Below are 12039 nucleotides of genomic sequence, written 5' to 3'. Positions count from 1 at the left end.
CCGGCTGGTAGGGACCGACAAGACGATCGCCGAAGTGACGGCGATTACACACCTGCGGTTCCGCCTTCGGCCACCGCCGCCGCCGATCGCCGGGCACGCCGCCACCAGGGGAAACACCCCGGGACGTACGCCCTCACGCCTCCGCCGCGCCGACCTCCCAGCTCGGCACGGCGGCCGCCGCGGCGGCCCCCGGCCCGGCGTACTCCATCAGGACGAGCGCGATGTCGTCGTCGAGCCGGCCGTGCACCCACTCCACCAGGGCGGTCTCCAGCGACGCCAGCCCGTCGGCGACGGTGCCGTGGCCGAGCAGTCGCCACGCCCGGTCGGCGGTCGGGAAGAACTCCCCGTCCCGGCGGGCCTCACCGAGCCCGTCGGTGAAGAGCAGCAGCCGGTCGCCGGGCTCCAGACGCTCCACCCGGGGCCGCACCACCGGCATGAAGCCGAGCGGCGGCGCCGGCGCGGGCGGTTCCAGTGGGATCACCGCGCCGCGCCGCAGCAGCAGCGGCGGTGGGTGTCCACAGTTGACGATGGTGAGCGTCCCGCCCCGCTCCTCGACCAGCGCGGCGGTGACGAAGTCCTCGTCGCCCACGCTGCGGGCCACCGCGCGGTCCAGGTCGGCGACGACCGCACGCAGGTCGGCCCTCTCGTACGCCACGTGCCGGTAGGAGCCGAGCACGATGCTGGCCAGCCGGACCGCGTCCAGACCCTTGCCCCGGACATCTCCGATGATCATGCGCACGCCGTACGGGGTGTCGATCGCCTCGTACAGATCCCCGCCGATCTCCGCGGTGGCGGTGGAGGAGATGTACCGGCCGGCGACCGAGAGCGTGCCCACCTGCGGGCCGAGCGGCCGCAGCACCGCCTGCTGGGCCACCGACGCGAGCTTGGACAGCTGGGCGATCCGCTCGACCTGTCGTTGCCGCACCAGCGCCACCACCACCGCGATGGCGGTGGCCAGCGCGATCCCGACCACGTTGACGCCGTTCACCAGGGAATGGGACACGTTCACGCCGTTGACCGGTGGGATGGCCCGCGCGCACAGGGTGAAGGCCACCCCGAGCAGGGTGGCCACGACACCGACGCCGAGCACCACCCGCCAGGACGCGAGCGCGGCCGCGAGGACGGGGGCTCCGGCCATCAGCGCGATGTAGTGCGCCGGACGGCCGTCGGCCACCTCGAACAGCGAGACGATCGCGAGCAGGGCGACGGCCGCGCCGAGACCGGCGCGGGTTCCGGGGCTCAGCGGGCGACGGCCCGACTGGAAGGGATGCGTACGTACGAGGGACAGCATGCCTGATCGACGAGAGTGGGTGAACGAACCTGGCCCGTCGTCCGATGAGGTTCTGCCCGGCCGGATTCCGTCACCGACCCGATCGCCGTCCCCCATCCGCTCAGCCGAGCACCTCGTACCGGACGGTCGTCGCGCCGACGTCGAGCGACGCGATGGTGGCGAAGGCCGCCCGGGACAGGTCGAGGCAGCGACCGTCGATGAACGGCCCACGGTCGTTGATGCGCACGGTGACCGACTTGCCGTTCGCCGGGTTGGTCACCCGGACCTTGGTGTTGAACGGCAGGGTCTTGTGCGCGGCGGTCAGCGCGTCCGGGTTGAAGTTCTCGCCGTTGGCGGTCAGCTGGCCGTCCGAGTAGAAGGAGGCGCCGCAGCTGCCGCTCTCCACGACGGTGGCGGCCGGGGTGGTCCGCTTGATGGTGGCCGAGGGCTTGGGGGCGGCCGTACGCGTCTTGCTCCGGGAGGCGACCTGCGGGGAGCGGCTGTTCGTCGGGCTGGCCGAAGCGCTCGGCGTGGCGCTGGCGCTGGGGCTCGCACTCGGCGAGCCGGTGGCCGCCGTGCTCGCCGCGGTGGTGGGGGTGAGATCGACCGCAACCGGGCGGGCCGGCGCGCCCGAGGTCAGGTGGACCGTGCCGACGGTGCCACCGACGGCGAGCGCGACGCCGAGCGCCGCGGTGGCCGCGATGCCGGCCGGCGACGAGATCCTGCGGGTACGGGAGTGCTTGCCAGTCACCGGCCCGGTCCTTTCGTCTTGCCAACAAACCGGGTCGGACCGTAACGAGAGATGCACTTCCGAAGTCAACGTGATCATTGTGGTATGCCCGTATTTGGCGTGATACGTGTAGCCGATCATCCGAGCCACGCTCAGCCGGGTGGCCCACCCGGCCGCTGCCCCCCGAGTGGTGCTGCGGCCCCGTGCCGGAGGATGAGCAGATGCCCGCTGAGCTGAGCGAACGCCTGATCCGGCTGGCCCGCTGGATCGACCCCGGGCGCGGCGCGACCCACCTGGTCAGCGACGTCTCCGACTGGTGGCGGGACCCCGTCGTGCTGGCCGAACTGGGACCGGCGCTGGTGGCGCCGTTCCGGGCCGCACAGCCAACGGTGGTGCTCGCCCCGGCGGTCACCGGGCTGCTGGTGGGACCGCTGGCCGCCACCGCGCTCGGCGTGGGCTTCGTGCCCGCGCACAAGCCGGGCGACGGGCGGCTGCCGGCCGGGCCGCTGACCTGGGCGCAGAGTCCGCCGGACTTCCGGGGCCGCCGCGTCGACCTGGCCGTCCGGGAACGCCACCTCGGCCCGGGTGACCGGGTGCTGGTCGTCGACGACTGGGTGGCCACCGGTGCCCAGGTGCGCGCCCTCTACGAGATCTGCGCGACGCGGGGGGCCGAGGTCGTCGGCACCGCCGCCGTCGCCGTCGAATGCCCGCCCGAGGTCGCCGCCGAGCTGCGCGTACGCGGCCTGGTGGCGGGTCACGACCTCGGCGCGCCCCCGGTCACACCGTCCAGTTGATGTGCACGAACGCGTCGACCGCCATGCAGACCCGGCCCAGCGCCTCCGCCGAGGCCACCAGCGGCCCCGGCACCAGCAGGGAGTGGTCGGCGTCGGGGATCTCCAGGAGGTGCGGGGTGAGCCGACGGGCCGTCGCGGCGTCCCAGGACCGGTCGGCCGTGCCACCCACCAGCAGGAACGGCGCCGTGGCCCGCTCCAGCGCCGCCACCACCTCCGGGACGTGCAGCAACGGGGTCAGCCAGATCGCCGGCAGCTCCCGGTCGGCGGCGAGCGAGGCGGCGAAGCTGCCGAGCGACTTGCCGACCAGCAGGTCGGCGCGCTCGTCCACGATCGGCGTGACCTGCTCCACCACCCACGCGCCGCGCTGCTCCGCCGTCAGTTCGGCCGGCACCTGCCAGGTGATCTCGTGCACGTCGAAGCCGCCGCGCCGCAACGACTCCCCGGTGTACGCGAACAGCGGCCCTCGGGTGTCGTAACCGATGCCGGGGATGAGCACCGCTCGCCGATCCGCCATGCTGCCCTCCTGATGCCTCGACTGCCGCTGCGGCCACCGTAGCCCCGGCGGAGCGCGACGTGGGGGCGGACGAAAACTGCCGGCGGGACGTCCGCCTCTCGCCTAGCCTCGGCAGGATGTGGCCACGGATCGGCGGACTGCGCACCCTCGCCCTCGGCACGCCGGGTGAGCTGCGGGCGGACCTCAACAGGCTGGTGCTCGCCGGGGTGAAGACGGCGACGGCGGGGCTCCTGAGCGAGTACGCCGAGGAGGGCGAGGAGCTGGAGCGGATCGGCGAACGGCTGGCCCTGGTCGACGACGACGACCAACTCGTCGGGCTCGTGCAGATCACCGCCGTCGACGTGGTCCGCCTCGCCGACGTCGACTGGGACTTCGCCCGGTCGGAGGGCGAGGGGGACCGCTCCGTCGAGGACTGGCGCGACGGCCACGCCGCCTACTGGGCCCGCCTCGGCACGCCGGTCACCGACGACACGGAGATCGTCTGCCTGCGGTTCCGGCTGCTCCCGACCGACGACGGCGTCCTCGGCACCTGAACCGGGCCGCTCAGCCGGCGGAGTCCTCGGCACCTGAACCGAGCGGGTGCCGCTCAGCCGCGCAGCTCGGGCAGCAGCCGGGTGGCCACGTCCACCAGCGTCTCCTCGTCGCCCGCGTACCAGCTGCTCGCCCGCGGCCAGTGCGTCACCACGTCGGTGAAGCCCAGGCCGGCGGCCCGCTCGACCTGGTCGGCGAAGAAGTCGGCGCTGCTCAGCGAGAACACGGGGGCGGAGTCCAGCGAGAGGTAACGGTCCAGGGTCGCCGGGTCGCGGCCCGCCTCGTCGAGCGTCCGGTCCAGCCGCCTCGACAGCTGCGTGATCCCGTCCCACCAGCTCTCCAGGTCGTCGTCGGCGTTGCCGGTGGTGACCCAGCCCTGGCCGAAGCGGGCCACGAGCCGCATCGAGCGCGGCCCGTTCGCGGCCACCACGAACGGCACCCGCGGGGTCTGCACGCAGCCCGGGTTGTTCCGCGCGTCCACCGCGGCGAACCACTCCCCCCGCCAGGTGGTGCCGTCCTCCCGCAACACCAGGTCGAGCAGCTCGACGAACTCGGCGAACCGGTCGACCCGCTGACGCGGGGGCAGGGTCTCGCCGCCCAGCACCGTCGCGTCGAACCCGATGCCGCCGGCGCCGACGCCCAGCAGCAGCCGACCGCCGGAGACGTCGTCGAGGGCGGTGACCTGCCGGGCGTACGCGGCCGGGTGCCGGAAGTTGGGCGACGCGACCAGGGTGCCGAGGCGGATCCGCGAGGTGACCGTCGCCGCCGCGGTCAGCGTGGTCGTCGAGTCGAACCAGGGGCCGTCGACCAGGTCACGCCAACCCAGGTGGTCGTACGTCCACGCGTGGTCGAAGCCCCACTCGTCCGCCTGACGCCAGCGCCGCTGCGAGTCGGCCCAGCGCTGGTCGGGAAGGATCACGATGCCAATCCGCATGACCGCAGCGTAGACGGCCGTACTCGGGCCGCACGCCGGCAGCGAGCCCGGTTATTCGGGTGAGCCCGGCCGCCGTGGCGATTAGCGTGGCGCGATGCCCGACCTCCAGCGGCTCGACGCCCACCACGCCCCGGCGCTGCTCCGTTTCGAGCGGGAGAACCGGGCCTACTTCGCCCGGTCCGTGCCCGACCGGGGCGACGACTACTTCACCGGCTTCGCCGCTCGGCTCGCGGAGCTGCTCGCGGAGCAGGCCGCCGGCCTGCTCCACTTCCACGTCCTGCTCGACGACGACGGCGAGGTGCTGGGCCGCTTCAACCTCGTCGACGTCGCCGACGGCGGCGCCGAGCTGGGCTTCCGGGTGGCCGAGGCGGCGAGCGGGCGAGGGGTGGCGACCGACGGCGTACGCCGGGTGTGCACGCTGGCCCGCGACGAGTACGGTCTGCGCCACCTCGTCGCGTCGGCCGCGCTGGACAACGCCGGGTCCCTCGCGGTCCTCCGACGTACCGGGTTCACGCCGGTCGGCGACGTGACGCTCGCCGGCCGTCCCGGGCTGCGCCACGTGCTCGCCCTGACCGCGTACCGGATGTGACCCGCTAGCCGGCCGCCCTCCGCTGCTGCCAGCGGCGGATCAGCGCCCAGCCCATGAGCGCCGCGGCGACGACGCCCGGCCCGCAGTGGACGGCGAGCACGCCGGCCAGGCCGGGGCCACCCCAGTCGTCGCGGTACGTCGCCGGGTCACCCAGGTCGATCACGAACGGTTCGGCGATCGCCCGGACCACCAGGTAAGCGCCCAGGACCATGGACAGGACATAGAGAGCCCTCTTCATGCTCCCCGACCGTAGCGGCGCCGGTCCACCTCTCGAACGAACCGCTGCAGACGCTGTCGAGCTGCCCCGGATCTGGGGCGCCTCGAGAGCTGCACCGAGTTTCCTGGTGCGACGCCGTCACCGTTCCACGAATTGGTCACCGCCTGCGGAACAGCGCAGCCTGCCTGACGCCTCCCGGACGCGGCGATGGCGGAGCCGTGACCGCCGGCTTCGTCCGCCCTGTCACTGCGGGTCCCGGAGCCGGGAGCGTGCCTGCTCGACCAACTCCTGGTAGTTCGCCATGAAGGTCTCGACAAGGAGCGGTTCGAAGAGACAGGTGAGGTTCCACAGTGCCCGCTGCTCGGCCTGGTCCTCGATCAGGTCGGTGAATCCGCCGGTCCGCTCGTCGGTGCGGTGCAACCACTCGAAGAGCACCAGCGCCTCGTCGTGGGTGAGCCGGACCACCACCTCGCCGTCCCGCGCCATGGCCGGCAGTGTAGGTATCCGGGGCCACCTCGACGACGCCCCGGATCTGGGGCAGCTCGACAGCCTCGGCCACATGGGCCCGCCGCGACGGCGGGGCCGGTCACCGCCGCCGTACGCGCAGCACCCCGGTCAGCATCGGGAGGGTGAACTCCCCGTCGGCGGTTTCGGGTCTCGTCGCGAGGTAGGCGCGGATCCGGTCGAGGGCGGCCTCCCGGTCCGGCGCCGGCATGACCAGCATCCCCGCGCGTGTCGCGAGCGTCGCGGCGAGGGAGTCGGCGGTGCGGCGCTGCCCGTGCGGGAACTCGGCCTGCTCCGGCGAGCCGAACCGGGCCTCGCCGATCCGCGGCAGGTGCAGGTCCGCCGTGGCGGCACGCCACCTGCTGCGGGTGTCGCGGGGGCCGATGGCCGCGCTCCCGCTGATCCGTTCGAGCCCGGCGACCCAGTCGACCCGGTCATCCAGGACGTTCCACGGCCCGGCCAGGATGCCCCCGGGCGCGAGGACGCGGGCGATCTCCGGACCCGCGACGGCCATGTCGAACCAGTGCAGGGCGTTGCCGGCGAGCACGGCGTCGACGGACGCGTCCGGAAGCGGGATGGCCTCGGCGCTGCCCGGCAGGGCCCGCACGGTCGGCAGCGCACGACGCAGCTCGCTCACCATCGCCGGGTCGGGTTCGACCGCGACGATGTCGACCCCCAGCGCGACCAGCGCGGCGGTCAGCTTGCCCGTTCCGGCGCCGAGGTCGAGCACCCGTGGGCCGGGCGCGGCGTCGAGCACCCAGCGCACCGCGGGCTGCGCGTAGTCCGGGCGGTGCTCGGCGTACGCGGCCGCCGCCGCGCCGAACGACGAGCTGAGACGGCTCTCATCCACGCGGTGACCCTAGCCGGCATCGGCGTACGTCGGGGTGCCCGCCGGCTCGTACGTCAGTTGCAGCGCGCCGTTGGGGTGGGTGACCGACTCGGTGAGCCGGAGGGCGGCGGGCACCGCACCCTCGGCGAACACCCGTTTTCCGGTGCCGAGCACCACCGGGTAGAGCCACAGGTTCACCTGGTCGACGAGGCCGAGGCGCAGCAGCGACTGCAACAGGTCCAGGCTGCCGATCACGTGAACCCGGTCGTGGCGCTCCTTCACCTCGGCCACCCCCTCGGCCAGGTCCCCGGCGATCACCGTCGAGCCCTCCCAGGCGAGGGGCTCGGTCAGGGTGCGGCTGGCGACGTACTTGGGCACCCGATTCAGGAGGCCTGTGAAGGGCATCTCCTCCGACGCCTTCGGCCAGTAGGCGGCGAAGATGTCGTAGGTCTTCCGGCCCAGCAGCAGCGCGTCCATCCCCGCGGCCTGCTCGAACACCGCCGAGCCAGACCCCTCGTCCGGCAGTGCCAGCTGCCACCCGCCGTTCGGGAAGCCGCCGTCGCGGTCCTCGTCGGGCCCTCCCGGCGCCTGCGCCACCCCGTCCAGCGTCACGAACTCCGTCACGATCAGCTTGCCCATGGACATTCCCCTTAACTCTGATCCGTCCCTCGGTAGACCAGCCCGCCGGCGCGAACTCATCGGGTCGGACCGGGCCGTTACGGTGGCCGACGTGAAGGAGGAAGCGCCCATAGTCGAGGTGGTGCCCTACGACCCGGCCTGGTCGGAGCAATTCCAGGTCGAACAACGGCTGCTGTCGGAGGCGCTGCCAGCGGCGCTGAGCGTGGAGCACATCGGGTCCACCAGCATTCCCGGACTGGCGGCCAAGCCCATCATTGACATCTCGGCGGTGGTAGCTGAGGTTGGCGAGGTCGTCGCCGACCTCCGGCCACTTGAGCAACTCGGGTACGTCTACCGTCCGCTGGTCTTCCCGGAGGACGATGATCACTTGTTCTTCGCCAAGGACACCGACGGGCAGCGCAGCCACCATCTCCACGTCTTCGGCGTCACGTCGCCGGTACCAGAGGCGAACCGCGTCTTTCGCGCCTACATCGCGGCCAATCCCGACGCTGCCGGCCGCTACGAGGCGGCAAAGAGGCGTGCCGCTGAGCTGCATCCCCATAGCCGGGCCCATTACGGCGCCGCGAAGGAAGAAGTGATGACGCAGTTGTCGGCCGAGGCACGCCTGTGGTTCCGGTCGGCAGACGGCTAGCCCTCACAAACGATCGAGGGGGTCGGGCCCGACGAAGACGCCCTTCCGCCAGGGCTCACGCGCGAATAGGACCAACAGGCTCGACAGCTTCAGTTTGGAAGAGCGTGATCTGCCGCCCATGATGCCCGGAACGCCTGCTCCCGTGCTCGGTCATACTGACTCCTCATGACCGTTCATGACCGTGGGCGGACATGGTTACTGGCCCGTGGATGGCCGGACGCGCCGCCAACGTCGGGCATGATGACGCTGTGACGGATCATGCGCAGGCCGAGTTCTCGCCGCCTGTCGTGTGCGATCAGTGTCCCCATCCGATCAGCGAGCACACGCTGTGGGAGCCGGATGAAACCTGCGGTGGTTGGATGCACTGCATCGCGCCGGGCTGCGACCAGTGCTGGCACGACTGGCCCCGCCTTTCAGCCGACGAGGGCTGCAAGCCCACCTGACCCGCTGCCCTCCCGTATGCCGTCGACCCACCCTCCGGAGAGCGGGCCGGCTCCGGGGCCGCCATAACGCGCGGACCGGCAGACTTCGTACGGACGCTGGCGGCCCCGGTGACGGTCTGCTCGGCAAGGGAATGTCGGAGACGATGGCAGCAAAGTCGTACCGGCTGCTTCGGGCCGTACTGATGACGGCGGTCAACGAGGATGAGTTGCTACGCAGGAATCCGTGCCGGATTCCGGGCGCGGATCAGGAAAAGGCAGCGGAGCGACCGGTGCTCGCGCTCGCCCAGGTGCTCAAGCTTGCGGAGTCGATGAATGAGCGGTACCGCGCCCTGGTCCTGGTGACCACGTTCGCCTGCCTGCGCTGGGGTGAGGTGTCGGCGCTACAACGACAGGACATTGACACGGACGCCGGGGTGGTCCGCGTTCGGCAGACCTTCACGGAGGTGCGTGGCGTCGGGATGGTCCTGGGGCCGCCGAAGTCCCGTGCTGGTCGGCGCGTCGTCTCTGTCCCTGCGGCGATCCTGCCGGCCCTGCGTGAGCACCTCGCGGCGTTCGTTGACGACAACCCGGAGGACAAGGCGAAGGCCAAGGGCAAGAAGGCCGGTAAGAAGCGTGGCTAGTGGCCCGTGGATGGCCCATCGGGCGCTGGCGGTCCCGGGAACATCGAAGGCCCTGGCTGGGACTGTCGTCCTGGCCAGGGCCTTTCGGTTGGAGCGGGTGACGGGAATCGAACCCGCACTGTCAGCTTGGGAAGCTGATGTTCTGCCATTGAACTACACCCGCAAGCGGCACCACTGTACCTGAGTCACGTGCGCGGTGCACCCAGGTACCCCCTCGGCGGCGCGCCGTCGGGGCACGGCCCGCCACCGCCGGCCCGGAGGGGCCCGGGATGACTCCGGCCGCCCGCCGCGCCGGCTCCATCCCCAGCTCACGCCCGACACGGAGGAAGTTTCCGCCGCGCAACATATGGCCATTCTCAAATTCATCGATCGGTTGTAACGTCTGCCACACGTTCTCAGCCTTGGCGTGACACACCCCCGGTCGCGCCGGAGAAAGAGGTGGACCATGGGACTTCGTCCCCACCTGTCGACCCGGCGCGCCGCCGGTGTCGCGTCGACGACCCTCGCGCTGCTGCTCAGCACCGCCGCGGCGGGCGTCGTTCCGGCCGCGGCGGCCGGGTCCGCCGCCCCGGGCGGCACCTGTGTGGAACCTGCCGACGTCCACGCGGACGCCCGCGTCAAGCCGGGCGGCGCCGCCAAGCACGAACCCAACGAGCTCACCGCCGCCCAGGTCCGGGACCGAGAGGCCGATCTGGCCGCCGCACTGCGTGAGCGCAGCATCGCCCGGGCCGGCGCGGCCCCGCTGGCCGCCATCACCATCCCGGTGATCGTCCACGTGATCCAGGAGAACAGCACCCGCGCCGGGGGCAACATCCCCGACTCGATGATCAACTCACAGATCGCCGTGCTCAACCAGGCCTATGCCGGGGGGACCGGTGGCGCCCCCACCGCCTTCGGATTCCAGCTCACGAAGATCAACCGAGTGACCAACCCGGCCTGGTACCCGATCGTGTACGGCTCCTCCGCCGAGCGGCAGATGAAGGCGAGCCTCCGCGAGGGCGGCAAGAACACGCTCAACATCTACCTGGGCGAACTGAGCGACGACCTGCTCGGCTGGGCGACCTTCCCGCAGCGGAAGCTGAGCAACTCCGACGGCGTCGTCGTGCTGGGCGAATCGCTGCCGGGCGGCACCTCGACCAACTACAACCAGGGCGACACGGGCACCCACGAGGTGGGCCACTGGCTGAACCTCTACCACACCTTCCAGGGCGGCTGCGGCGGCCAGGGCGACAGCGTCAGCGACACCCCGGCCGAGGCGTCGCCCGCCTACCATTGCCCGACCGGTCGGGACACCTGCACCGCGACCGGCCTCGACCCGATCACCAACTTCATGGACTACACGTACGACTCGTGCATGTACCAGTTCACCCCCGGACAGGCGAGCCGCATGCTGACCGCGTGGAACGCCTACCGCGCGGCGTAGCGTCCCACCCCGTACCGCCGGTGCCGGCCCCGCCGCGACGGGGCCGGCACCGGCGTCTTGCTCCCCAGGACGCGCGTTCAGGCGGCGGACGGATGGACGTCACGCACCCGGTCGGGGCGGGCCGGGCGGGGCTGCGGCCGGACCGGCGTCGGCGCCGGCTGGTCGGTGGCGTGCGGGTCGGTGGCGTGCGGGTCGAGCCAGACCTGGACGGCGGGGCGGCCGTGGCCCTCGCCGGGCCCGCCGGCGCTGCCCGAGTCGCGTCGCGCGAGCATCGCCACGTCGACGCTGAACTCGAAGAGCCGCCAGTCGACCTGCGGGGCGGCGTTGGCGCTGGCCGCCAGCCGGGCCACGCGGGCCTGATCGGTCACCGGCCAGGCGTGCCCGGCGACGTAGGCCTCGTCGTCGCTCTCCTCCGGCGGGAAGGAGTGCAGCGCGTAGCGGCCGTCGCGCTCCAGGTCACGCCGCTTCGGCGAGTCGATGATGAAGCAGAAGAGCCCCTCGTCGGTGATCACCGGCGACACCGGGTGCACCCGGGGCCCACCGTCGGCACGGACCGTGGCCAGGTAGCCGAAGCCCGGACCGTACTGCTGCAGGAGAACGCGGATCCCGTCGGCGAGTCGGGGCTCGTCAGCGGCGAATTCGGACCAGGAAGCCATGCCGGCATTCTATCGAACAAATGTACGAGAAGGCGACCGCGACGCGCAGGTCAACGCGGCGCCTCGCTATGGTGGTCCGATGCTGCTCTCCGACCGCGACCTGGTCACCGAGATCAAGGCCGGCACGCTCGGACTGGACCCGTTCGAACCCACCCTGGTGCAGCCGTCGAGCATCGACGTACGCCTGGACCGGCTCTTCCGGGTCTTCAACAACCACCTCTACACGCACATCGATCCAGCCATCCAGCAGGACGACCTGACCTCGGTGGTGGAGGTGCCCGACGGGGAGCCATTCGTGCTGCACCCCGGGGAGTTCGTGCTCGCCTCCACGCTCGAGGTGATCTCGCTGGGTGACCAGCTCGCCGGTCGGCTGGAGGGCAAGTCCAGCCTCGGCCGGCTCGGCCTGCTCACCCACTCGACCGCCGGCTTCATCGACCCGGGCTTCTCCGGGCACGTGACGCTGGAGCTGTCGAACGTGGCGAACCTGCCGATCACGCTCTGGCCGGGCATGAAGATCGGCCAGCTCTGCATCTTCCGGCTCTCCTCACCCGCCGAGCACCCGTACGGCTCGGCCGTCTACGGCTCGCGCTACCAGGGGCAGCGCGGTCCGACGCCGAGCCGCTCCTGGCAGAGCTGGCGTACCTGGCCGACCCGCTGACGCACCTGACGACGAAGGGCCCGCTCCGACGAACGGAGCGGGCCTTTCTCGCGGTAC

At 71.9% G+C, this 12039-nt stretch carries 17 protein-coding genes and 1 tRNA gene; 8 read left to right on the top strand and 10 right to left on the bottom strand.

The features are described 5' to 3' along the window. Window positions 1–133 precede the first annotated feature (133 nt). Together ACIBTV_RS17775 and ACIBTV_RS17770 are read right to left on the bottom strand one after the other, a co-directional pair. Window positions 134–1291 (bottom strand): PP2C family protein-serine/threonine phosphatase, encoded by a 1158-nt coding sequence (locus tag ACIBTV_RS17775; protein ID WP_396706088.1) that lies wholly within the window; start codon window positions 1289–1291, stop codon window positions 134–136. A 100-nt stretch (window positions 1292–1391) separates the two neighbouring features. Beyond that, a complete protein-coding gene (locus tag ACIBTV_RS17770; RefSeq protein ID WP_396706086.1) occupies window positions 1392–2021 on the bottom strand; it encodes a septal ring lytic transglycosylase RlpA family protein in 630 nt (209 codons plus the stop codon). A 200-nt stretch (window positions 2022–2221) separates the two neighbouring features. On the opposite strand from ACIBTV_RS17770, the gene ACIBTV_RS17765 reads away from it, so the two are divergent. Next, window positions 2222–2794: a phosphoribosyltransferase family protein gene (locus ACIBTV_RS17765; RefSeq protein ID WP_396706084.1), complete on the top strand. Its 573-nt coding sequence runs from the start codon at window positions 2222–2224 to the stop codon at window positions 2792–2794. Here ACIBTV_RS17765 and ACIBTV_RS17760 read toward each other — a convergent pair. Beyond that, window positions 2778–3308: an alpha/beta hydrolase gene (locus ACIBTV_RS17760; protein ID WP_396706082.1), complete on the bottom strand. Its 531-nt coding sequence runs from the start codon at window positions 3306–3308 to the stop codon at window positions 2778–2780. The two genes, ACIBTV_RS17765 and ACIBTV_RS17760, sit on opposite strands and share 17 nt — an antisense overlap. Window positions 3309–3424: 116 nt before the next feature. On the opposite strand from ACIBTV_RS17760, the gene ACIBTV_RS17755 reads away from it, so the two are divergent. Further along, window positions 3425–3841: an ASCH domain-containing protein gene (locus ACIBTV_RS17755; RefSeq protein WP_396706080.1), complete on the top strand. Its 417-nt coding sequence runs from the start codon at window positions 3425–3427 to the stop codon at window positions 3839–3841. 53 nt (window positions 3842–3894) lie between these two features. On the opposite strand, the gene ACIBTV_RS17750 is transcribed toward ACIBTV_RS17755, so the two are convergent. Next, window positions 3895–4773 carry an LLM class flavin-dependent oxidoreductase gene (locus tag ACIBTV_RS17750; RefSeq protein ID WP_396706078.1) on the bottom strand — a complete coding sequence of 293 codons (879 nt, stop codon included), beginning with the start codon at window positions 4771–4773 and terminating at the stop codon, window positions 3895–3897. Window positions 4774–4867: 94 nt separating this feature from the next. Between ACIBTV_RS17750 and ACIBTV_RS17745 the strand changes: the two genes are divergently transcribed. Then, a complete protein-coding gene (locus ACIBTV_RS17745) occupies window positions 4868–5362 on the top strand; it encodes a GNAT family N-acetyltransferase (protein ID WP_396706076.1) in 495 nt (164 codons plus the stop codon). A gap of 4 nt (window positions 5363–5366) precedes the next feature. Here ACIBTV_RS17745 and ACIBTV_RS17740 read toward each other — a convergent pair whose 3' ends face one another. The 4 genes from ACIBTV_RS17740 to ACIBTV_RS17725 form a co-directional block, all read right to left on the bottom strand. Beyond that, on the bottom strand, window positions 5367–5600 hold the full coding sequence (locus ACIBTV_RS17740) for a hypothetical protein (RefSeq protein ID WP_396706074.1): 234 nt from the start codon (window positions 5598–5600) through the stop codon (window positions 5367–5369). A gap of 222 nt (window positions 5601–5822) precedes the next feature. Next, window positions 5823–6065 (bottom strand): hypothetical protein, encoded by a 243-nt coding sequence (locus ACIBTV_RS17735; protein WP_396706072.1) that lies wholly within the window; start codon window positions 6063–6065, stop codon window positions 5823–5825. Window positions 6066–6165: 100 nt separating this feature from the next. Further along, complete coding sequence (locus tag ACIBTV_RS17730; protein ID WP_396706070.1) at window positions 6166–6933, bottom strand: class I SAM-dependent methyltransferase; 768 nt, start codon at window positions 6931–6933, stop codon at window positions 6166–6168. 9 nt (window positions 6934–6942) lie between these two features. Next, window positions 6943–7551 (bottom strand): dihydrofolate reductase family protein, encoded by a 609-nt coding sequence (locus tag ACIBTV_RS17725; RefSeq protein ID WP_396706068.1) that lies wholly within the window; start codon window positions 7549–7551, stop codon window positions 6943–6945. 91 nt (window positions 7552–7642) lie between these two features. Here ACIBTV_RS17725 and ACIBTV_RS17720 point away from each other — a divergent pair, with 91 nt between their 5' ends. The 3 genes from ACIBTV_RS17720 to ACIBTV_RS17710 all read left to right on the top strand — a co-directional run bounded on the left by ACIBTV_RS17720 (window position 7643) and on the right by ACIBTV_RS17710 (window position 9245). Beyond that, window positions 7643–8182 (top strand): GrpB family protein, encoded by a 540-nt coding sequence (locus tag ACIBTV_RS17720; protein WP_396706066.1) that lies wholly within the window; start codon window positions 7643–7645, stop codon window positions 8180–8182. Window positions 8183–8391: 209 nt separating this feature from the next. Next, window positions 8392–8625: a hypothetical protein gene (locus ACIBTV_RS17715; protein WP_396706064.1), complete on the top strand. Its 234-nt coding sequence runs from the start codon at window positions 8392–8394 to the stop codon at window positions 8623–8625. Window positions 8626–8768: 143 nt separating this feature from the next. Further along, window positions 8769–9245: a hypothetical protein gene (locus tag ACIBTV_RS17710; protein ID WP_396706062.1), complete on the top strand. Its 477-nt coding sequence runs from the start codon at window positions 8769–8771 to the stop codon at window positions 9243–9245. Between the two features lie 89 nt (window positions 9246–9334). Here ACIBTV_RS17710 and ACIBTV_RS17705 read toward each other — a convergent pair. Beyond that, window positions 9335–9408, bottom strand: a tRNA-Gly gene (locus tag ACIBTV_RS17705). A 282-nt stretch (window positions 9409–9690) separates the two neighbouring features. On the opposite strand from ACIBTV_RS17705, the gene ACIBTV_RS17700 reads away from it, so the two are divergent. Continuing rightward, on the top strand, window positions 9691–10668 hold the full coding sequence (locus ACIBTV_RS17700) for a zinc metalloprotease (protein WP_396706060.1): 978 nt from the start codon (window positions 9691–9693) through the stop codon (window positions 10666–10668). Between the two features lie 77 nt (window positions 10669–10745). Here ACIBTV_RS17700 and ACIBTV_RS17695 read toward each other — a convergent pair whose 3' ends face one another. After that, window positions 10746–11324 (bottom strand): pyridoxamine 5'-phosphate oxidase family protein, encoded by a 579-nt coding sequence (locus tag ACIBTV_RS17695; protein ID WP_396706058.1) that lies wholly within the window; start codon window positions 11322–11324, stop codon window positions 10746–10748. 79 nt (window positions 11325–11403) lie between these two features. Between ACIBTV_RS17695 and dcd the strand changes: the two genes are divergently transcribed. Further along, window positions 11404–11982 carry a dCTP deaminase gene (dcd, locus tag ACIBTV_RS17690; protein ID WP_396706056.1) on the top strand — a complete coding sequence of 193 codons (579 nt, stop codon included), beginning with the start codon at window positions 11404–11406 and terminating at the stop codon, window positions 11980–11982. Window positions 11983–12039 lie beyond the last annotated feature (57 nt).

The organism is Micromonospora sp. NPDC049366 (assembly GCF_044466625.1).
In the GTDB taxonomy this organism is placed as follows: Bacteria; Actinomycetota; Actinomycetes; order Mycobacteriales; family Micromonosporaceae; genus Micromonospora.
This window is presented reverse-complemented; position numbering and strand designations above follow the sequence as displayed.

Bases quoted from the DNA above. Each gene is read 5' to 3' on its own strand.
- ACIBTV_RS17775 (WP_396706088.1), bottom strand. From the start codon at position 1,291: ATGCTGTCCCTCGTACGTACGCATCCCTTCCAGTCGGGCCGTCGCCCG.
- ACIBTV_RS17765 (WP_396706084.1), top strand. From the start codon at position 2,222: ATGCCCGCTGAGCTGAGCGAACGCCTGATCCGGCTGGCCCGCTGGATC.
- ACIBTV_RS17760 (WP_396706082.1), bottom strand. From the start codon at position 3,308: ATGGCGGATCGGCGAGCGGTGCTCATCCCCGGCATCGGTTACGACACC.
- ACIBTV_RS17755 (WP_396706080.1), top strand. From the start codon at position 3,425: ATGTGGCCACGGATCGGCGGACTGCGCACCCTCGCCCTCGGCACGCCG.
- ACIBTV_RS17750 (WP_396706078.1), bottom strand. From the start codon at position 4,773: ATGCGGATTGGCATCGTGATCCTTCCCGACCAGCGCTGGGCCGACTCG.
- ACIBTV_RS17745 (WP_396706076.1), top strand. From the start codon at position 4,868: ATGCCCGACCTCCAGCGGCTCGACGCCCACCACGCCCCGGCGCTGCTC.
- ACIBTV_RS17740 (WP_396706074.1), bottom strand. From the start codon at position 5,600: ATGAAGAGGGCTCTCTATGTCCTGTCCATGGTCCTGGGCGCTTACCTG.
- ACIBTV_RS17735 (WP_396706072.1), bottom strand. From the start codon at position 6,065: ATGGCGCGGGACGGCGAGGTGGTGGTCCGGCTCACCCACGACGAGGCG.
- ACIBTV_RS17725 (WP_396706068.1), bottom strand. From the start codon at position 7,551: ATGGGCAAGCTGATCGTGACGGAGTTCGTGACGCTGGACGGGGTGGCG.
- ACIBTV_RS17715 (WP_396706064.1), top strand. From the start codon at position 8,392: ATGGCCGGACGCGCCGCCAACGTCGGGCATGATGACGCTGTGACGGAT.
- ACIBTV_RS17710 (WP_396706062.1), top strand. From the start codon at position 8,769: ATGGCAGCAAAGTCGTACCGGCTGCTTCGGGCCGTACTGATGACGGCG.
- ACIBTV_RS17700 (WP_396706060.1), top strand. From the start codon at position 9,691: ATGGGACTTCGTCCCCACCTGTCGACCCGGCGCGCCGCCGGTGTCGCG.
- ACIBTV_RS17695 (WP_396706058.1), bottom strand. From the start codon at position 11,324: ATGGCTTCCTGGTCCGAATTCGCCGCTGACGAGCCCCGACTCGCCGAC.
- dcd (WP_396706056.1), top strand. From the start codon at position 11,404: ATGCTGCTCTCCGACCGCGACCTGGTCACCGAGATCAAGGCCGGCACG.